Source organism: Streptomyces africanus (assembly GCF_030816955.1).
Classification (GTDB): Bacteria; Actinomycetota; Actinomycetes; order Streptomycetales; family Streptomycetaceae; genus Streptomyces; species Streptomyces africanus.
This window is the reverse complement of record NZ_JAUSYP010000001.1, coordinates 7,120,795-7,138,804: the sequence shown is the minus strand read 5'-3', so window position 1 is coordinate 7,138,804 and position 18,010 is coordinate 7,120,795. Positions and strand designations below refer to the sequence as shown.

Genomic DNA, 18,010 nt, shown 5'->3' with positions numbered 1-18,010 from the left:
GGACGTGGAAGCTGAGCTAGCCGGCGCGAGCCGTCCTCCTGAACCGGGGACCAGGCCGCCCCGTACCTGGTCCCCACGCCGTCGCTGGTCCGGCCGGAACTCCCCTGACACCGGCCGGACCAGCGATGGCCCCCTAGAGCCGGGGCACGTTGCGCAGGTTGGAGCGGGCCATCTGGACCATTCGGCCGACTCCGCCGTCCAGCACCATCTTGGAGGCGGACAGGGCGAATCCGGTCACCATCTCCGCCTTGATCTTCGGCGGGATGGACAGGGCGTTGGGGTCGGTGACGACGTCGACTAGGGCCGGGCCCTTGTGCTTGAAGGCGTCCTTCAGGGCACCGGCGAGGTCCTTGGGCTTCTCGACGCGTACGCCGTAGGCACCACAGGCCTGGGCGACGGCGGCGAAGTCGGGGTTCTTGTTGGTGGTGCCGTAGGACGGGAGCCCGGCGACCAGCATCTCCAACTCGACCATGCCGAGGGAGGAGTTGTTGAAGAGGACGACCTTGACCGGGAGGTCGTACTGCACCAGCGTCAGGAAGTCGCCCATCAGCATCGAGAACCCGCCGTCGCCGGACATCGACACGACCTGCCGCCCCCGGTCGGTGAACTGCGCGCCGATCGCCATGGGCAGCGCGTTGGCCATCGAGCCGTGCGAGAAGGAACCGATGACGCGGCGGCGGCCGTTGGGTGAGATGTAGCGGGCGGCCCAGACGTTGCACATGCCGGTGTCGACGGTGAACACGGCGTCGTCGGAGGCGACTTCGTCGAGTACGGACGCCACGTACTCGGGGTGGATCGGCACATGCTTGTCGACCTTGCGGGTGTAGGCCTTCACCACCCCCTCCAGCGCGTCCGCGTGCTTCTTCAGCATCCGTTCGAGGAAGCGGCTGTTGGTCTTCTCCCGCACCCGCGGGATGAGGCAGCGCAGCGTCTCCCGTACGTCGCCCCACACCGCGAGGTCCAGTTTCGAGCGGCGGCCGAGGTGTTCGGGCCGGACGTCGACCTGGGCGATCTTCACGTCGTCGGGGAGGAACGCGTTGTACGGGAAGTCCGTGCCGAGCAGGATCAGCAGGTCGCACTCATGGGTGGCCTCGTAGGCGGCGCCGTAGCCGAGCAGCCCGCTCATCCCGACGTCGAACGGATTGTCGTACTGGATCCATTCCTTGCCGCGCAGCGCGTGCCCCACCGGAGACTTGATCTTCCCGGCGAACTCCATGACCTCGGCGTGCGCGCCGGCCGTGCCGCTGCCGCAGAACAGGGTGACCTTGTCGGCGTCGTCGATCATCTCGACGAGCCGTTCGATCTCGGCGTCGCCGGGCCGGACGGTCGGCCGGGCGGTGACGAGGGCGGTCTCGGCGGCCTGCTCCGGGGCGGGCTCGGCGGCGATGTCGCCGGGCAGGGAGACGACGCTGACGCCGGAACGGCCGACGGCGTTCTGGATGGCGGTCTGGAGCAGCCGGGGCATCTGCTTCGGGCTGGAGATCAGCTCGCTGTAGTGGCTGCACTCGCGGAACAGCTGGTCGGGATGGGTCTCCTGGAAGTAGCCGAGGCCGATCTCGCTGGACGGGATGTGCGAGGCGAGGGCGAGGACCGGGGCCATGGAGCGGTGGGCGTCGTAGAGGCCGTTGATGAGGTGGAGGTTGCCGGGCCCGCAGGAGCCGGCGCAGGCGGCGAGCTTGCCGGTGATCTGCGCTTCCGCCCCCGCGGCGAAGGCGGCGGTCTCCTCGTGCCGGACGTGGATCCAGTCGATGGCGGAGTTGCGGCGGACGGCGTCCACGACCGGGTTGAGGCTGTCGCCGACGACTCCGTAGAGGCGTTTGACTCCGGCTCGGGTCAGGATGTCGACGAACTGTTCCGCGACGTTCTGTTTGGCCATGTCTCTCGTCTGCCCCTTCGGTCTCCTGGGATCCCTCCGGGTTCCATCAAGTCACAGGAGACGTCCTCACGCCTCCCAAACGGCCGCGGCCGTACGGTCGTCCGCGTAACCCTTGACCCGTACTTGGGAGTCCGCGAGGAACGCGGCGAGGCCGGGCGGCTCGGGGCGGGACCACCGCTCGGCGAGGTACTCCCCCAGTTCGGGTTCGCCGCGCAGCGGCTCGGCGAGGCCGGCGCTGCACACGAGGAGCGTGTCACCCGGGCGGGCGACGGAGGTACGGAAGCGGAAGGGTTCGCGGGGTGGTTCCGGGGCCGGTTCGTAGGGGCTGGGCGGGGTCGGGATGCCCAGGTCCATGGTGAGCCGGTCGCCGTCGGGCGTCTCGGAGGGCGGCGATCCGAAGCCCACGACGGGTTCGCCCTTGGTCTCGGCGACCTGCGGTTCGATGTCCTGCCACTCGCCGTCCCGCAAGCGGAACAGCCCGCCGGGCCCGACGCCGAAGAAGACCCGCGTACGGCACTCGGGATCGGCGGGCAGCAGCAGACAGCGCAGGCCGGCCGCGTACTCCTCCGGGTCGACGCCCCGTTCGGCGGCGCTGGCGCGGAGCTTGCCGAGGCTGCGGTCGGTGAGGCGGTGCAGTCCGGACTTGAGGTCGCCGCGCCGCCCCGCCCTTATGTCCTCCACGAGCCGGGCGTGACTGCGCCCGACGGCCCGCCCGATCCAGTGACAGGCCTCGGCGGCGGCCCGGTGCGCGCCCGGTGTGGCCCGGGCCCCGGTCGCCATCGCCACCAGCAGCAGTGCGCGCTCGCCGGTGCCGAACCGCGCGGTCAGCAGCGAGTCCCGCCGCGGCTCCCCCCGATACCGCGCGGAGTCCCCCCGCACGGACACGGCCCGCAGCGTGCAGGCTCCGTACCGGGCCCCGTCGAGCACGGTGTCGGCGACGAGGTCGTCCAGGTCGTCGGGGTCGGCGAGCGGAAGGGCGGTGGGTTCGGCGTCGTAGGTGGGCGGCCGTGAGCCGACGTGGCCACGGGGCCGGGGGGAGGCCGCGGGGCGCTCGAACGGGCGTTCGGGTTGATTGCGTGGGAGGTCGTCCGGCGGAGGCGGCGTGGGCGCGGAGTGGGCGGGCGGGGGTGGCACGAGCGGGGGGCCGACGGGCGGTGGTGGCGTGAGCGGAGGGTCTGCGGGGCGTGGTGGTGCGGGCGGCGGATCGGCCGGGGCGGAGGATGCGGACCCGCCGGGCCGCGGGGTGCGGAGCGCGGTCCCCTCGGGCCCGGTTGCGGAGTACTCCGCGCCGCCCGGCTCGGCGGCGGGGACGTCAGCCCCTCCGGGGCCCGGCTCGGCTGCCGGGGCCGTGGGACCCCTGGGCGGGGCCCCCGCCGTGGTGGAACGGGTCGCCTCGGTGCTCGGCCAGGAGGGAGGGGTCGGGGATGGCGGGGGGGCATTGGGCGGGGCGGGGGATGTCCGCTCTGCACCCTGCCGTTTCGCGGTCGGGAAGGTCACCGGGCCCGTGGGCCGGGCGGGCGGTGGTTCCCAGGGGGCGCGCCGGGGTGCCGGGCCGGAGGCGCGTGGGGTGTCCATGATGTCGTCGGCCCCCGCCCGAGGCGGCGGAACCACTGGCTCCGAGACGGCCCTCTCCCCCGCCCCCGTTCCCGCAACGCCCCGGTCGCCCACCGCCCCCGCCGCCGAGGCGAAGCGGTCGTCCAGGGAATCGGGCGCGGGTGCGGGGCCCGTGTCGCCGGTGGAGTCGTCGTACAACTGCCCCCACCAGTCGTCCTCGGGACCGGTGGGCCTTCCCCCCTGCTGGCTCATGCCCCTAATTGTCCACCGCACGGGCCGGATGAAAACGGGGCTTGTGGAAAAACCGGCCTCTCACGGCACCGGGAACCCGCGCGACGAGTGAGCCGTAGAACGGTCATGCGATATGACGACGTCTCGGCGGCCACGAGCGGCTGACCTGCGGGTCTGGACCGCTAATACGCTTCTGACCTGCGCCTTCTCTCATATTCCGGCAGTCTGGTCAGATGGGAGTGTGGGACCTCTCGCTGGTCGGGCTGGTCATCCTGCTCGGTCTGTGGGGAGTGCTGCTGCCCGCGGTGCCCGGTTCGTTGCTGGTGTGGGCCGCGGTCATGTGGTGGGCCCTGAAGGATCCGCAGCCCGTCGCCTGGTGGATCCTGGTGGGAGCCACGGCCTTGATGTTCGTCTCCCAGGGCGTGCGCTGGGCCCTGCCGCCCCGGCGGCTGCGGGCGAGCCGCACCACGCACCGCATGCTGTCCTACGCCGGAGCCGGCTCCACTCTCGGCTTCGTCCTGCTCCCCGTCGTCGGCGCGATTCCCGGCTTTCTGGCCGGTATCTACCTCGCCGAACGCCTCCGCCTCGGCCGCCACGCCGAGGCCGCCGCCGCCGTGCGCACGGCGATGCGCTCGGGCGGCTCCAGTGTGCTGGCGGAACTGTTCGCCTGCCAGCTGATCGCGGCGGCCTGGGTGGGGGCCGTGTTCGGCGCGTGAGAACACACCCCGGGAACTCACTCCGAGAACACCACCGGCGCCTCCAGCACCCCCTCGTGCGTCAGCAGCCGTACCTTGCGCTCCAGGCCGCCCGCGTAGCCGGTCAGCGTCCCGTCCGCCCCGATCACCCGGTGGCACGGCCGGACGACCAGCAGCGGATTGGCGCCGATCGCCCCGCCCACGGCCCGCACAGCAGCTCTGGGCGCTCCGATGCGCACGGCGATCTCGCCGTACGTCACGGTCGAGCCGTACGGGATGTCGTCCAGCGCGGCCCAGACCTTCTCCCGGAAGACGGAGCCCTCGGCGCGCCAGGTCAGCCGGAACTCCTTCAGTTCCCCGGCGAAGTAGGCGGCGAGCTGCTCCTCGGCCTCGCGGAACGGCCCCCGGTCCTGCCGCCAGTCGTCCTCCACCACGCGCCCGCCCTTCTGCCCGGGCACGGACAGCGAGGTCAGCGCACCGTCCGGGGCGGCGGTGAGGAGCAGCGGCCCGAGCGGGGAGGCCACGTTCGTCCAGTACGTCGAGGTCATCACAACTCCCACTTCCCTGCTGCGCGCAGGTGGTTCAGGGCGTACGAGCGCCAGGGGCGCCAGCTGTCGGGGACGTCGGCGCCGGGTGGGGCCACGTCGGGGTCGCCGAGGGCGCGGGTGCGGATCTCGGCGATCGTGCGGGCGTCCAGGCCGGGCACGGCACGCAGGGCCTCCTGCGCGTCGTCCCGGTCGGCGCCCGGGTCCAGGCGTACGGCGTGGTCGGCGAGGGCGGCGGTGAGCGCGCCGAGGGTGCCGCCGGGTTCGGCTCCGGCGAGCACGGCCGGCTCGGGGAACAGATGGGTGAGGCTGCCGCAGGGGGCGTCGAGGGCCTTGCCGTAGCGGCGTACGAGCCGTTCGGCCTCCGTCCGGCCGACCAGGGCGCGGACCGCGAGTTCCTCCGGGTCGGCGGTGCCGGGCGAGCGCAGGCCGGGCCGGGCGGCGACCAGGGGTGCGAGCTCCGGGTCGGCGCCGAGGCGCTCGTCGACGGCGTAGGGGTCGGCGTCGAGGTCGAACTGCCGCCGCAGCCGCTGTACGGCGGTGGTGAGGTCGCGGGGGTCGGTCAGGTGCAGCCGGGCGTCGAGCCAGCCGCCCGGGTGGGCGCCGGCCCCGGTCCGGGCGGTGCCGGGTCGTTCGTCGACGGCGACGATGCCCGTGCCGTACGGGAGGCGGAGCGTGCGCCGGTAGGTGCGCGCGCCGGGCGGGCCGCCGACCTCTTCGACACCGGGCACGGCCTCGCGTGCCAGCAGGTCGAAGACGGGGCCGGCCTGGTAGGGGCCGCGGTGGGCGAGCCGGAGCGGGATGCCGGCGTCCGGGGTGGCCGTACGACGGGCCCGGCCGCTCTTCGACGCGGCGGCGCGCAGCTCGCTCGGGGTCGACGCGTACACGGCCCGGATGGTGTCGTTGAACTGGCGCACGCTGGCGAAGCCCGAGGCGAAGGCGATCTCGGTGATCGGCAGGTCGGTGGTCTGCACCAGGACGCGCGCGGTGTGGGCCCGCTGGGCGCGGGCGAGGGCGACCGGTCCGGCGCCGAGCTCCGCGGTGAGCTGCCGCTGCACCTGCCGCGCGCTGTAGCCGAGCCGTCCGGCGAGCCCGGCGACGCCCTCGCGGTCGACGACGCCGTCGGCGATCAGCCGCATGGCCCGGCCCACCACGTCCGCGCGGACGTTCCACTCGGCGGAGCCGGGCACGGCGTCCGGCCGGCACCGCCGGCAGGCCCGGAAGCCCGAGCCCTGCGCGGCGGCGGCCGTGGCGAAGAACCGTACGTTGGCCCGCTTCGGGGTGACCGCGGGGCAGCTCGGCCGGCAGTAGATGCCGGTCGTCTCGACGGCGAAGAAGAAGGCGCCGTCGAAACGCCCGTCACGACTGCGCACGGCTTCGTACCGGGGGTCTTCCCCCGTGTCCTGGTCCCTCGTGTCGTCGTCCTTCACGCTGTCCAGTCTCCGCCGTCGGCGGGGCTGCCGCTGGCGGAAATCGGACACGACACTCGGGACGCCGGGCGGCTAGGAACGCCAGTGCGGTCCGCGCTTCGCCTCCATCGCGGCCCGTCCGATCGCCCCCTTGCGCTTCCAGTCCTTGCGGATCTCCGCACGGAGCCGGGCGTCCGTCTTGGCGACGATGCGCTGGTTCTCCCGCAGGAGCTTGCGGTAGCTGTGCAGCCGCCGCTCCGGCAGGTCGCCCTCCTCGACGGCGGCCAGCACGGCACACCCTGGCTCGGCCTCGTGGGCGCAGTCGTGGAAACGGCACCGCTCGGCCAGTTCCTCGATCTCGGAGAACACCTGCCCGACGCCGGTCTCGGCGTCCCACAGTCCGACGCCCCGCAGTCCGGGCGTGTCGATGAGAACGCCCCCGGCAGGCAGCGCGAGCAGGTTGCGGGTGGTCGTGGTGTGCCGGCCCTTGCCGTCGACGTCCCGGGTGGCCTGGACGGTCATGACGTCCTCGCCGAGCAGCGCGTTGGCGAGGGTCGACTTGCCCGCGCCGGACTGCCCGAGCAGCACGGACGTCCCCCCGGCGACGATCGCCGCGACCACATCCAGCCCGGCACCGTCGACGGCGCTGACGGGCACCACCGGCACGCCGGGCGCGCTGGTCTCCACGTCCTGGACGAGGTGGGCGACGGTGACGGCGTCCGGCACGAGGTCGGCCTTGGTGAGGACGACGAGGGGCTGCGCCCCGGACTCCCAGGCGAGCGCGAGGAACCGTTCGATACGGCCGAGGTCGAGCTCGACGGAAAGGGGCACGGCCACGATGGCGTGGTCGACGTTGGCCGCGAGGATCTGCCCCTCGGACCGCTTGGAGGAGGTGGAGCGGATGAACGCGGTGCGGCGCGGCAGGTACGCGCGGACGTAGCGCGGGTTCCCGCCGGGTTCGACGGCGACCCAGTCGCCGGTGCAGACGACCCGCATCGGGTCGTGCGGCGTGACGAAGGCGGTGTCGGCCCGCAGCACCCCGTCGGCGGTGACGACGTCGCACTGCCCGCGGTCGACCCGGATCACGCGTCCGGGCAGCAGTCCTTCGGTGTCGTAGGGGGTGAACTCGTCCGCCCAGGCGTCGTCCCAGCCGTAGGGGGCGAGCGCGGAGGAAACGGATGAAGCAGAGCTGGAAGTCAAGGGTGACCCTTCCCAGGTCGGCCCCCGGCCCGACAGTCGGTCGGATCAGCCGGCGGCCACGGAGGTGGACGTGATGGATTCCTGGATGCGGGCAGCGCCCATCGCAATGACAGCCATCGGTCAACACCTCCTCGATCCTCGACTCTTCGTGATTCCCCGGCACTTCGTGGAACCGCCGTCACGCTATCCCGTCACGACACCGTCGCGTCAACTGTTTTTCGCGCAGTCCCGGCCGTTCAGCGTGAAGTCGTACGGCGGGGAGTTCTTGCCGCGCCAGGAGGCGAGGAAGCCGAAGGCCAGGTCGCCGCCCGCGGGGACCGACTTGTTGTAGTCGGCGGCGGTGGCGGTGACCCGGGAGCCGTCCTGGGAGACGGAGGCGTCCCACATCTGGCCGACCTGCTGGCCGTCGCGGAAGGACCAGGACACGCGCCAGGAGTCGAGGGGCTTGCTGCTGGTGACGGTGACGGTGGCCTGGAAGCCGTCGGGCCACTGGTTGACCAGGTCGTACTCGACCCGGCAGGTGGGGCTCTCGCTCTCGCTCTCGCGGTCCTCCGTGGGAGAGGAGGTGCCCTGCGGTTCGGTGTGGCGGTTCCTGCCCTCCGGTCTGGTGGGGGGCTTCTCCGACTTCCCCGTGTTCTCGGTGGCGTTGCCGGCCGGCTTCGAGGTCGCGGGGGGCAGCTCGGGGGCGGACGGCACGGGCGGGTCGGGGTTGGGGTCGGCCACCGGCTGACGGCCGGCGTCGCCGCGTGCCCCGAGGTCGCCGCCGGAATCGCCGAAGGGCATCATCGAGACGCCGAGCGCGAGGACGGAGACCAGGACGGCGGCGACGAGGAGGCCGTTGCGGGCGACGCGCGCCTTCTGCTCCCCGTCCTCCGGTTCTCCCGGCGCCTTGTCCGCCGCGTCGGGCCGGCCGGCGCCGAGCCGTACCTCGGCGGCGCGGCGGCGGCGCTCCAGGTAGGCGAGGCCGCCCCAGCCGATCACCCCGCCGGCCAGCGCCCCGGGCAGTCCGCCGCCGTGCAGCCGCAGACAGGCGGCGGCCTCGGCGCACTGGACGCAGGTGGCGAGGTGCCGGGAGAGGTCGCCCGGGGCGTCGGCGGCGGAGGAGCGGGTGACGGCGTCCAGCAGCCGGGCGTAGCTGCGGCACTGGGCGTCCATCGGGGTGTCGAGGTGGTTGCGGTGGCAGCGGTCCCGGAACAGGGTGCGCACCTGCTGGAGTTCGTCGGCGGCGGTCGCCGGATCGAGGCCCAGGCGGCGGGCGACCACGGACAGCGGCAGCGCCTCCACCTCGGCCAGCCACAGCAGTTCCGCGTCGGCCTGCTGGAGGTCGCGCAGGCCGCGCAGCGCGAGCGGGCGCGTCAGGGGCGGGCCGGTGTAGCGGACGGCCTTGTCCGAGTGGAGCCACAGGCGCAGATCGGGGTCGAGCTTGTGGCCCTGCCCCTCCTCTTCCCAGGCCGCGGCCGTGGTGCGTACGGCGGTCAGCAGCAGGGGTATCCGGGGCAGCCGGGCGGCGCGGCGGCCGGCGCTTCTGGCCTGGCCGGTCTCGGCGGCGCGGGCCTCGCGCGTGCCGTGTGCGAACGCCTCACGGCCCAGTTGCGCGGCGGCGGTGGAGCCGGACGTGCACAGATCGGCGTACGCGAGGACCGCGTCCCAGCACTCGGAGAACAGCGCGGCCTCGGCGGCGTCCTGAGGGGTCGGCAGGTCGGGCATGAGTCTCCTGCATCCACGAGCGAGGTCAACTCACCACTTCGGCAATGGAGTTGGGGGAAACCTCGCGGCAGGGCCAGAGCTTTTCACGCCACCCACACAACTGACAAGCGCCCTGTTCAGATGTCAGCACAGGGCGGCGGGCCCCCACGGCTCCGGCCTTTGTATGCCGTACGTGCCCGGCCGCCCTGTGACTCAACGCCGTACCCCCATGATGGACGACGTCATCGAAGCGTTATCAAACGGCGGTGGGTTCGTCCGCCGGGAGGCTGTCCATGAAGGAGCTGACGGAGAAGACCGCGTTGCCGGCGCCGGGCGGGCCGTAGCCGGGGGGCGAGGAGAGGCCGAAGTCCTCCATGGTCTGCCGGTACGCCTGGAGCAGGCGGATGTGGTACTCCAGCGGCGCGCCCTGCGGGTTGGCCTTGCCGAGGGGCGTGGTGGGCTCCGGGCACCAGGTGGTGAAGCGGGGCGTGATGCCGTGCGACATGAAGAAGCGCAGGCCCTCGGTGGTGGAGGCGATGGCCTCGTCGACCGAGGTGAAGCCGAACGGCTCGGCCATCTCCACACCCGCCACGAAGTTGGGGATGACGTTGCGCGCCCCGAAGATCTCCGCCGAGTCGAGGATGCGCTTGTGCCACTCGTCGCGGCCGACGTAGCGCTCCTTGCCGGGGCAGTACATCTTGAACAGGTACTCGTCCCACACCTCGTAGTTGGGGTGGTAGATCTGCACGCCGTAGTCCTTGAACCGCTGCACGTCGTCACGCGGCAGCGCCTGGGCGACGACCTTGCCGATCCACCGCCCCGGGAAGCGCTCCTCGATGGCCTTGGCGTAGTGGCCGTAGAAGTCGGCCTCGTCGCGGCCCGAGACCGTCTTGGTGATGGCGCCGCCGGTGAGGGTGTAGGCGGTGGAGGCCTTCGCCGTGTCGTAACGGTCGATGATCTCCAGGGCCTCCAGGACCTCCTCGACGTCCTTCACCCCGGTGTACGGGCGCCCGGCGGCCTTGTGCTGGCGCCAGTTGTGGTTGATGTCGCAGTACTGGCACTCCTCCTTGGCGCCGAAGTACTGGCAGACCCGGAAGACGGTCAGGTAGATCAGGTAGCCCCACTGGATGGTCGGGGCGACCTCCATGACCGACTTCCCGCTGGCGAGGGTGTGCCGGTAGTACTCGGGCATCGGCGGCACGCCGACGTCGGAGATCCGCTTGCCGTCGAGGTAGAGGCCGAGCACGCCGTCGTCGTTCGCGGCGACGCGGTACGGCGAGGACGGGTTCACCCGCACCGAGACGACGGTCCGGCGCAGGTCGTACGGCCCGCCGGTGAGGATGATCTCCTCCGGCGGCCGGCGCAGCGCGGCCTCGCCCAGCTCGGGCAGGGTGCCGTGGTCGAAGGAGAAGATGAAGTACGACTTCGGCTTGACCTCGCCGCCCTCGTTGTCGCTGAGCGCGGACGGGTCGAAGGCCACGCCGCCCCGGAGCAGGTCCTCCTTGAAGACGGCCTCCCGCGGGACGTGCGGGAATCGCTCCATCAGATCCTCGACCAGCGCGGTACGGCTGCCGCTGCCCATCCCGTTACTCCTCCCGGCTCGGACGTACGACTCCTCACGGTATGCCCATGGGTGTGCGAGGCCGGTACCGGGTCCCCCTGACTCGGGCGAATGTCCTTTATGAGCACACCCGGGTTGCAAGTCTGCGACGACCCGGGTGGAGGGGTGGGTTCCGCACGACGATGGGGACATGACCGAACGCGCCGACAAGCAGCCCGCCGCCGGGAGCGATGCGCTCACCGGGGGATGTCTCCTGCTGCTCGTGCTGGTGGCGGACGCCGCGGCCGGATTTCTGGTCGTCCTCCTGCTCGCGGTACGGGGGCTGGGCCGGATGGACGCCGGCGCCGGGCAGCCCCCGGCCGGCCCGCCGCCCACGGACTGGGCACCACTGCTGTCCTTCGGGGCCCTGGCCCTGACAGTGGGAGTGACGGGCGTCCTGCTGCTGCGGGTCGGGAACCGTTTCATCGGGGCGGTCCAACTGGTGCTGTGCATCGTCCTCGCAGGCCACGCGCTGGGGTCATGGCCCTGACCCAGGAACGGTCAAGGGGTCTAGGGGTGTTTCGAAAGTCCCGCACAGCACCCACAGCGCCCGGCACGCTCCCCCACTGCCTTAAGGGCGTGGGAGGTGCCCCCACTCGTCGCACCCCCTAGGCCTCGCGCTCCAGTGCCGCGAGGTCGACCGCGTAGGCCAGTTCGCCCCCGGTCAGCAGCCGTTCCGCCTCCTCGGCGACCGTCAGTCCGAGGCGGGCCAGCTCGTTGCCCTGGGAGCCCGCGAGGTGCGGGGTGACGAAGGCTCCGGGCAGGTCGTAGAGGGGCGAGTCGGCGGGCAGCGGCTCGGGGTCGGTGACGTCGAGGATCGCGGTCAGGCGCCCGGCGCGCAGTTCCGCCACGAGGGCGTCGTGGTCGACCAGGGCGCCGCGCGCGGTGTTGACGAGCACCGCCCCGTCGGGCATCAGGGCCAGTTCACGGCGGCCGATCAGGTGGTGGGTCTCGGGCGTCTCGGGGGCGTGGACGGTGACGATGTCGGACGTGCGCAGCAGGTCGTCCAGCGGCAGCAGGGGGACGCCGAGCGCGGCGGCCTCCCGCTCGTCGACGTACGGGTCGGTGAGGGCGGGCCGCAGATCGAAGGGGCGCAGCAGTTCGAGGACTCGGCGGCCGATGCGGGAGGCACCGATGACACCGACGCGGCGGCCGTAGTTGCCGATGCCGGGGACGACGCCCCAGCCGGAGGAGGTGCGGGTGGTGCGCATCCGGTCGCGGGCGGCGAGGACGTCCTTCCCGGCGAGCAGGATCATGGCGAGGGTGTACTCGGCGACCGGCAGCGCGTTGGCGGCGGCGGCCGAGGAGACGGCGATGCCGCGCCGCCAGATCCCGAAGGTGGCGAAGGACTTGACCGAGCCGGCCGAGTGCAGCACGGCGCGCAGCCGGGGAGCCGCCTCGAGGACCGCCTCGTCGAGCCGGGGGCAGCCCCAGCCGGTCACCAGGATCTCGGCCCGGGCCAGCGCGTCGCGCACGCCCGGGTCGGCGAAGTCCCGCACCACGAGCGCCGGATCGATGTCCACGGACTCCCGCAGCCGGTCCAGCACCTCGGGCGGGAAGACCTGCGGCACGTTCTCGGGGGTCATGGCGAACAGTGCCTGGGGGCGCTGGCTCAAGGAGGTGACCTTCCGGCTCGGAGGGCTGGGGACGGCTCGTGCGGAACACCGGTAGAAAACGCTCTCTACCGCCTCTCCACGGTAGACCGAGCCGGGCGGCAGCGGCAACGGTCGACGGGTCGGGGTAGGTTCCGGCAGGGGGCTTTCCCGCTCCCCGCCATTTCGGGGAAGGACGACGCGATGAACGGGACCGTGACCAACTGGGCGGGGAACATCACCTACGCGGCCAAGGAACTGCACCGGCCGGGCTCGCTCACCGCGCTGCGCGCGCTCGTCGCGGACAGCGACCGGGTGCGGGTGCTGGGCAGCGGACACTCGTTCAACGAGATCGCCGAGCCGGGCGCCGAGGGCGTCCTGCTGTCGCTGGCCGACCTGCCGCCGGAGGTGGACGTCGACACGGCGGCCCGCACGGTCCGGGTCGGCGGCGGCGTGCGCTACGCGGAGCTGGCCCGCCGGGTGCACGGGCAGGGCCTCGCACTGCACAACATGGCGTCCCTGCCGCACATCTCGGTGGCCGGGTCGGTCGCGACCGGCACCCATGGCTCGGGCGTGCTCAACGGCCCGCTCTCGGCGGCCGTGCGCGAGGTGGAACTGGTCACGGCGGACGGCGGGGCGGTGACGATAGGCCGGGACGAGGAGCGGTTCGGCGGGGCCGTCACCTCGCTCGGCGCGCTCGGCGTCGTCACCGCGCTCACCCTCGACCTGGAACCCACTTTCGAGGTCGAGCAGCACGTGTTCACCGAGCTGCCCTTCGCGGGGCTGGACTCCGGCACGTTCGAGACGGTGATGGCGACGGCGTACAGCGTCAGCCTGTTCACCGACTGGCGCGCGCCGGGCTTCAGGCAGGTGTGGCTCAAGCGGCGCTCCGACCAGCCGCTGCCCGCCTTCCCCTGGGCCGCTTCCGCCACCGAGAAGATGCACCCCGTGCCGGGGATGCCCGCGGTCAACTGCACCGAGCAGTTCGGTGTGCCGGGGCCGTGGCACGAGCGGCTGCCGCACTTCCGGGCGGAGTTCGTCCCGAGCAGCGGGGCGGAGTTGCAGTCGGAGTACCTGTTGCCGCGCGGGCACGCCGTCGAGATGCTGCACGCGCTCGACGCGATCCGGGAGACCATCGCCCCCGTCCTGCAGACCTGCGAGGTGCGCACGGTCGCCGGCGACGACCAGTGGCTGAGCCCCTCCTACGGCCGGGACACCGTGGCGGCGCACTTCACCTGGATCGAGGACACAGCAGCGGTACTGCCGGTGGTGCGGCGGGTCGAGGAGGCGCTGGAGCCGTTCGGGGCGCGGCCGCACTGGGGGAAGGTGTTCACCGTGCCCGCGTCGGCCCTGCGCGGGCTGTATCCGCGGCTCGCTGATTTCCGGGCGCTGGCGCGGGAGTTGGACCCGGAGGGGACGTTCGCCAACGCCTTCGTGCGGGACGTGCTGAGGGAGGCGTAACGGGTCCGCGTCGCGGGTGCGGGGCGGGTCAGGTCGTGGCGTGCGGCCGGCTGCGGTCGCCGGGTGTCGTGGCGCGGTCGACCTCGTCCTTGACCAGCAGGGAGAGCAGCGACGCCACGGTCAGGCCGGCCTCGGCGGGGTGACGCAGCACCTTGCCGGGGTCGATCCGGTACGTGTTGGTGCGGCCCTCCCGGGTGTGGGAGAGGTAACCGTCCTGCTCCAGATCGGCGATGATCTTCTGGACGGCGCGTTCCGTGAGCCGGCAGTGGGCCGCGATGTCGCGGATACGGGCGCTGTGGTTGTCGGCGATGGCCGCCAGCACCCGGGCATGATTGGTGAGAAACGTCCATCCGGTGTGTGGCTCGGGCACTCCATCCATGCTCCCAACTTTACCGACCAGGCGTACACGCATTCAAAAACACGTACTGCGTTTCATGTATTGGTTGACGGGTGTGGGGTAGAGGGGCAACGCTGGAACACGGAGGCACGGCGAACAGACAAGGGAGAACGGGGCCATGCCGGACCCTGCGCACTCGGTGACGGCGATCCCGCCCTGCATGGCGACCATGGACGTCACGCCGGACGGCGACCGGATGACCGTCACCGTCTGGGGTGAACTCGATCTGGGCAGCCGGCGGCTGCTGCCGGACCTGCACGACATCCTCGCGCTGTCGGGCAGCGGCATCGACCTGCGTCTGGACGCGATCGGGTTCTGCGACTGCTCCGGGCTCAACGTACTTCTCGACCTGCGGCTGCGTGCCCTCGACGAGGGCAAGACGGTCACCGTCCGCTCCAGCGGCCGTGCGGTCGAGCGCCTGCTCGACCTGACCGGCACGCGGGAGCTGTTCGCGGCGCCGGGCCCTCAGGAAGGCGGCGCACGCGGCGCCGTCGACGGCGAGCCCGGCCCGGGGGCGGCCGACGACCGGGAACTGCGCGCCGAAGTCGCCCAGCTGCGGCGGGCCATGCAGACCCGGCCGACCATCGACCTGGCCCGCGGCATCCTGATGGCCTCCTTCGGCCTGAGCCCCGAGAGGGCCTGGAGCGTGCTGGTCAGGACCTCCCAGAACACCAACACCAAGCTGCACCATCTGGCCCGGGACCTGGTGGGCACCGTGCACGGCAGCACGCTGCCCGAGCCGGTGCAGCAGCAACTCGCGGCGGCCGTCGCGAGCACGGCGCCCCGGAGCGGGGCCGCGGCATGCCCCGCGAGCGGACCGGCGGAGGACGGGGACTGACGCCACCTCCGCGCACGTACTGTGGGCTGCCGTAGGACACCAACCGGCCACCACCGGCCCCCACCAGGCGCGCACTTTATAAAGCCCCTTTCCTAACCCCTTGTCGAAAGTCCCGGCAGCCCATAGCCTTGCGCCGCGCCGGTGCCGACGTCGACCCGGCCCGAGCCGGTCTGGGAAGGGATGGGCACCCGGTGAAGCGCACGTCACGTGACATCCGCACCGCGAACCGTTATGAGGTGCTGCGCCAGATCATCGCCGAGTCACCGACCTCCCGGCAGGAGCTGGCGGCCGCGACCGGCCTCAGCCTCGCCACGGTCGCCACACTCGTCGGCGAGCTGCTCGACCTCCGCATGATCACGGAGGTCGGCTTCGAGGACTCGGCCGGCGGCCGCCCCCGGGGCCTGGTCGCGGTCAACTCCTCGGGGGGCGCGCTGATCGGCGTCGACATCGCCGAGACCTACGTCCATGTCGAGCTGTTCGACCTGGGGCTGAACGTCCTGGCCCGAGCCGAGGAGGACGTTCGCCCCAGTGAGAGCCTGCCCGAGCAGGTGGTCGGGCACGTGGCCACCGCCGTCGGGTCGGTGGTCACCCAGGCCGGCATCGAGGGCGCCCGGGTGCTCGGGGTCGGAGTGAGCGTGCCGGGGCAGGTGGACCGCGCCACCGGCACCTCGGAGTACGCGCCCAACTGGGACTGGCACGACGTACCGCTGCTCGACCTGCTCACCGAGCACATCGCCTATCCCCTGTACCTGGACAACCCGCTGCGGGCCAGCGCGGTGGCCGAGCTGTGGTTCGGGGCCGCGCGCGGGCGGGGGAACGCCGTCGTGGTCAACCTCGGGACCGGTGTCGGCGCCGGGCTGGTGCTGGGCGGCGGGCTGCACCGCGGCGTGAGCAACAGCGCCGGCGAGTGGGGCCACACCACGATGGTGCTGGACGGACGCCTGTGCCGCTGCGGCAACCACGGCTGCGTGGAGACGTACGTCGGCGCGCGCGGCATCATGCTGAACCTGCGCGAGGTCGGCCCCGACAGCGCGCTGCTGCACCCGGACGACCAGACGGCGACCATCGACGCGCTGGCCCGCGGGGTCGCGGCGGACGACCCGGTGGCGCGCCGGGCCGTTCACGAGACCGCGCGCTATCTGGGCGCCGGCGTCGCCGACCTGGTGAACCTGTTCAACCCCGAGATCGTCGTGCTGAGCAGCTGGGTCGCCCGCACCCTGGGCGAACCGCTGCTGCACGAGGTGCGCGAGGCCGTCGCCCGGCACGCGCTGCCGCGGCCGCTGGCCGCCACCGAGATCGTCCTCTCCCCGATCCCCACCGACCCGGTGTGCCTGGGCGCGGCGACGTTCGCGCTCGAAGGGGCGCTCCAGGTCGTCGGGCAGCGGAACGGCACACGCACCACCCGCGCGCGGAGCCGCACCACCGCTCCACCCTCGTAACGGCGGAAGCAACTCCTCCACCTCCCCCGCTTGTTCGAAATCACGAACCGAACACAACGCTTCGAACAGACTTCGTCCAACCCCTTGCCGAAGCCTTAGCCGAAGCTCTAGCGTCCCGCACCGCACCTCTCTTTGAGCCATCTGGCGCGGGCCCCCGGGCCGTGAGCCATCAGGCAGTGAGCCGCAGAGCCGCAGCCGCACTCGAGACAAGGACGTCAGCATGTCGGCATCGAGCAACATGAACTGGGACCGCCGCAACGTACTGCGGGCCGCGATGGGCCTGGCCGCCGCCGGCGGACTCGCCGCGTGCGGCAGCAACACCGGACGGGGCGGTGGGTCCGGTTCGGGCACCAACCTGGTGCAGATGTTCCACGCGTACGGCGAGGCAGGCACCGAGCAGGCCATCAAGCGGTACGCGAAGGCGTACAAGGACGCCAATGTGACCACGCAGTGGATCACCAGCGCGGACTTCGAGAGCAAGCTCTTCTCGGCCCTGCTCACCAAGAACGCGCCGGACCTCTTCGAGTTCCACCCGCAGATCCAGATGGTCAAGAGCGGCCAGGTGGCGGATCTGACCGACATAGTCGAGCCGGTCAAGGACGACTTCAACCCCGCCGACATCAAGTCGCACACGGTCGACGGGAAGATCTACGGCGTCCGGATGATCGACGACCCGCAGTTCTTCTTCTACCGCAAGTCGATGCTCGAGAAGGCCAAGGTCGAGGTGCCGACCACGCTCGACGAGTTGATGGAGGCCGCCGCCAAGCTCACCACCGGCAAAGTCAAGGGCCTGTACATGGGCAACGACCTGCACTCGGTCATCAACCCGATGATCTGGTCGGCGGGTGCCGACACGCTCAACGAGAAGAACGAGATCGCCTACCACACGGACGGCGTGATCGAGGGCATCAAGAAGATGCGCAAGCTGTTCACCAGCGGCGACCTCCTCCTCGGCGCACCGACCGAGTCCTGGGACCCCTCCTCGTTCAACCAGGGCCTGTGCGCCATCCAGTTCTGCGGCATGTGGGCGATGCCGGCCATCCAGGACGCGCTCGGCGACGACTGGGGGGTCTTCCCCTTCCCGAAGACCGTCGACTCCGGCAAGCAGTCGGTCTACAACGGCGGCTGGTCGATGTTCGTCAACGCCAAGAGCAAGAACGTCGACGCGGCCAAGGAGTTCGTGAAGTGGCTGTGGATCGACCAGAAGGAGTACCAGGAGGACTGGGCCACCTCGTACGGCTTCCACATCCCGCCCCGCACCTCGCTCGCCAAGACGGCCGACAAGCTCAAGTCGGGCAATGCCGCTGAAGGCGTCAAGCTCTTCAACGAGTTCGGCCACTTCGACAACATCGGCTGGACCCAGGCCATGATCACCGCCCTCGAGGACGTCTTCGCGAACTCCGTCCGCAAGAACATGGATCCGGAGAAGGCTCTCGACAAGGCCGACGCAGCCGTCAACCGCGAGCTCAAGAAGCTGTTCGGATAGG

General features: G+C 71.9%; 15 protein-coding genes. 6 read left to right on the top strand and 9 right to left on the bottom strand.

Annotated elements, in window-relative coordinates:
- Nucleotides 1-133: 133 nt before the first annotated feature.
- Together QF034_RS32830 and QF034_RS32825 are read right to left on the bottom strand one after the other, a co-directional pair.
- Entirely contained in the window at nt 134-1,876 is a 1,743-nt protein-coding gene (locus tag QF034_RS32830) for a pyruvate dehydrogenase (RefSeq protein WP_307178320.1), read from the bottom strand.
- A gap of 66 nt (nt 1,877-1,942) precedes the next feature.
- Nucleotides 1,943-3,010 (bottom strand): protein phosphatase 2C domain-containing protein, encoded by a 1,068-nt coding sequence (locus tag QF034_RS32825; protein ID WP_307178319.1) that lies wholly within the window; start codon nt 3,008-3,010, stop codon nt 1,943-1,945.
- Between the two features lie 884 nt (nt 3,011-3,894).
- Between QF034_RS32825 and QF034_RS32820 the strand changes: the two genes are divergently transcribed.
- Nucleotides 3,895-4,377, top strand: a complete 483-nt coding sequence (locus tag QF034_RS32820; protein ID WP_307178318.1) for a DUF456 domain-containing protein — start codon at nt 3,895-3,897, stop codon at nt 4,375-4,377.
- A 17-nt stretch (nt 4,378-4,394) separates the two neighbouring features.
- On the opposite strand, the gene QF034_RS32815 is transcribed toward QF034_RS32820, so the two are convergent.
- The 5 genes from QF034_RS32815 to QF034_RS32795 form a co-directional block, all read right to left on the bottom strand.
- Nucleotides 4,395-4,904 (bottom strand): methylated-DNA--[protein]-cysteine S-methyltransferase, encoded by a 510-nt coding sequence (locus QF034_RS32815; protein WP_307178317.1) that lies wholly within the window; start codon nt 4,902-4,904, stop codon nt 4,395-4,397.
- A complete protein-coding gene (locus QF034_RS32810) occupies nt 4,904-6,331 on the bottom strand; it encodes a DNA-3-methyladenine glycosylase 2 family protein (protein WP_307178316.1) in 1,428 nt (475 codons plus the stop codon). The genes QF034_RS32815 and QF034_RS32810 overlap by 1 nt, the downstream gene beginning before the upstream one ends.
- A 72-nt stretch (nt 6,332-6,403) precedes the next feature.
- Complete coding sequence (rsgA, locus tag QF034_RS32805; protein ID WP_307178315.1) at nt 6,404-7,510, bottom strand: ribosome small subunit-dependent GTPase A; 1,107 nt, start codon at nt 7,508-7,510, stop codon at nt 6,404-6,406.
- 207 nt (nt 7,511-7,717) lie between these two features.
- Nucleotides 7,718-9,217, bottom strand: a complete 1,500-nt coding sequence (locus tag QF034_RS32800; RefSeq protein ID WP_307178314.1) for a cellulose-binding domain-containing protein — start codon at nt 9,215-9,217, stop codon at nt 7,718-7,720.
- Nucleotides 9,218-9,452: 235 nt separating this feature from the next.
- Entirely contained in the window at nt 9,453-10,778 is a 1,326-nt protein-coding gene (locus tag QF034_RS32795) for a radical SAM protein (protein ID WP_086561523.1), read from the bottom strand.
- A gap of 169 nt (nt 10,779-10,947) precedes the next feature.
- On the opposite strand from QF034_RS32795, the gene QF034_RS32790 reads away from it, so the two are divergent.
- On the top strand, nt 10,948-11,286 hold the full coding sequence (locus tag QF034_RS32790) for an inner-membrane translocator (RefSeq protein ID WP_307178312.1): 339 nt from the start codon (nt 10,948-10,950) through the stop codon (nt 11,284-11,286).
- Between the two features lie 118 nt (nt 11,287-11,404).
- On the opposite strand, the gene QF034_RS32785 is transcribed toward QF034_RS32790, so the two are convergent.
- Entirely contained in the window at nt 11,405-12,412 is a 1,008-nt protein-coding gene (locus QF034_RS32785; protein ID WP_307178311.1) for a hydroxyacid dehydrogenase, read from the bottom strand.
- Between the two features lie 180 nt (nt 12,413-12,592).
- On the opposite strand from QF034_RS32785, the gene QF034_RS32780 reads away from it, so the two are divergent.
- Complete coding sequence (locus QF034_RS32780; RefSeq protein WP_307178310.1) at nt 12,593-13,849, top strand: D-arabinono-1,4-lactone oxidase; 1,257 nt, start codon at nt 12,593-12,595, stop codon at nt 13,847-13,849.
- Nucleotides 13,850-13,877: 28 nt separating this feature from the next.
- Here QF034_RS32780 and QF034_RS32775 read toward each other — a convergent pair whose 3' ends face one another.
- Nucleotides 13,878-14,228, bottom strand: coding sequence for a helix-turn-helix transcriptional regulator (locus QF034_RS32775; protein ID WP_307178309.1), 351 nt, complete (start codon nt 14,226-14,228; stop codon nt 13,878-13,880).
- 136 nt (nt 14,229-14,364) lie between these two features.
- On the opposite strand from QF034_RS32775, the gene QF034_RS32770 reads away from it, so the two are divergent.
- The 3 genes from QF034_RS32770 (at nt 14,365) to QF034_RS32760 (ending at nt 18,009) form a co-directional block, all read left to right on the top strand.
- Complete coding sequence (locus tag QF034_RS32770; RefSeq protein WP_307178308.1) at nt 14,365-15,084, top strand: ANTAR domain-containing protein; 720 nt, start codon at nt 14,365-14,367, stop codon at nt 15,082-15,084.
- A gap of 191 nt (nt 15,085-15,275) precedes the next feature.
- Nucleotides 15,276-16,523 carry an ROK family transcriptional regulator gene (locus tag QF034_RS32765; protein ID WP_307178307.1) on the top strand — a complete coding sequence of 416 codons (1,248 nt, stop codon included), beginning with the start codon at nt 15,276-15,278 and terminating at the stop codon, nt 16,521-16,523.
- Between the two features lie 220 nt (nt 16,524-16,743).
- Nucleotides 16,744-18,009, top strand: coding sequence for an ABC transporter substrate-binding protein (locus QF034_RS32760; protein ID WP_307178306.1), 1,266 nt, complete (start codon nt 16,744-16,746; stop codon nt 18,007-18,009).
- Nucleotide 18,010: the final 1 nt, after the last annotated feature.

Bases quoted from the DNA above. Each gene is read 5' to 3' on its own strand.
- QF034_RS32830 (WP_307178320.1), bottom strand. From the start codon at position 1,876: ATGGCCAAACAGAACGTCGCGGAACAGTTCGTCGACATCCTGACCCGA.
- QF034_RS32820 (WP_307178318.1), top strand. From the start codon at position 3,895: ATGGGAGTGTGGGACCTCTCGCTGGTCGGGCTGGTCATCCTGCTCGGT.
- QF034_RS32815 (WP_307178317.1), bottom strand. From the start codon at position 4,904: ATGACCTCGACGTACTGGACGAACGTGGCCTCCCCGCTCGGGCCGCTG.
- QF034_RS32800 (WP_307178314.1), bottom strand. From the start codon at position 9,217: ATGCCCGACCTGCCGACCCCTCAGGACGCCGCCGAGGCCGCGCTGTTC.
- QF034_RS32795 (WP_086561523.1), bottom strand. From the start codon at position 10,778: ATGGGCAGCGGCAGCCGTACCGCGCTGGTCGAGGATCTGATGGAGCGA.
- QF034_RS32790 (WP_307178312.1), top strand. From the start codon at position 10,948: ATGACCGAACGCGCCGACAAGCAGCCCGCCGCCGGGAGCGATGCGCTC.
- QF034_RS32780 (WP_307178310.1), top strand. From the start codon at position 12,593: ATGAACGGGACCGTGACCAACTGGGCGGGGAACATCACCTACGCGGCC.
- QF034_RS32775 (WP_307178309.1), bottom strand. From the start codon at position 14,228: ATGGATGGAGTGCCCGAGCCACACACCGGATGGACGTTTCTCACCAAT.
- QF034_RS32770 (WP_307178308.1), top strand. From the start codon at position 14,365: ATGCCGGACCCTGCGCACTCGGTGACGGCGATCCCGCCCTGCATGGCG.
- QF034_RS32760 (WP_307178306.1), top strand. From the start codon at position 16,744: ATGTCGGCATCGAGCAACATGAACTGGGACCGCCGCAACGTACTGCGG.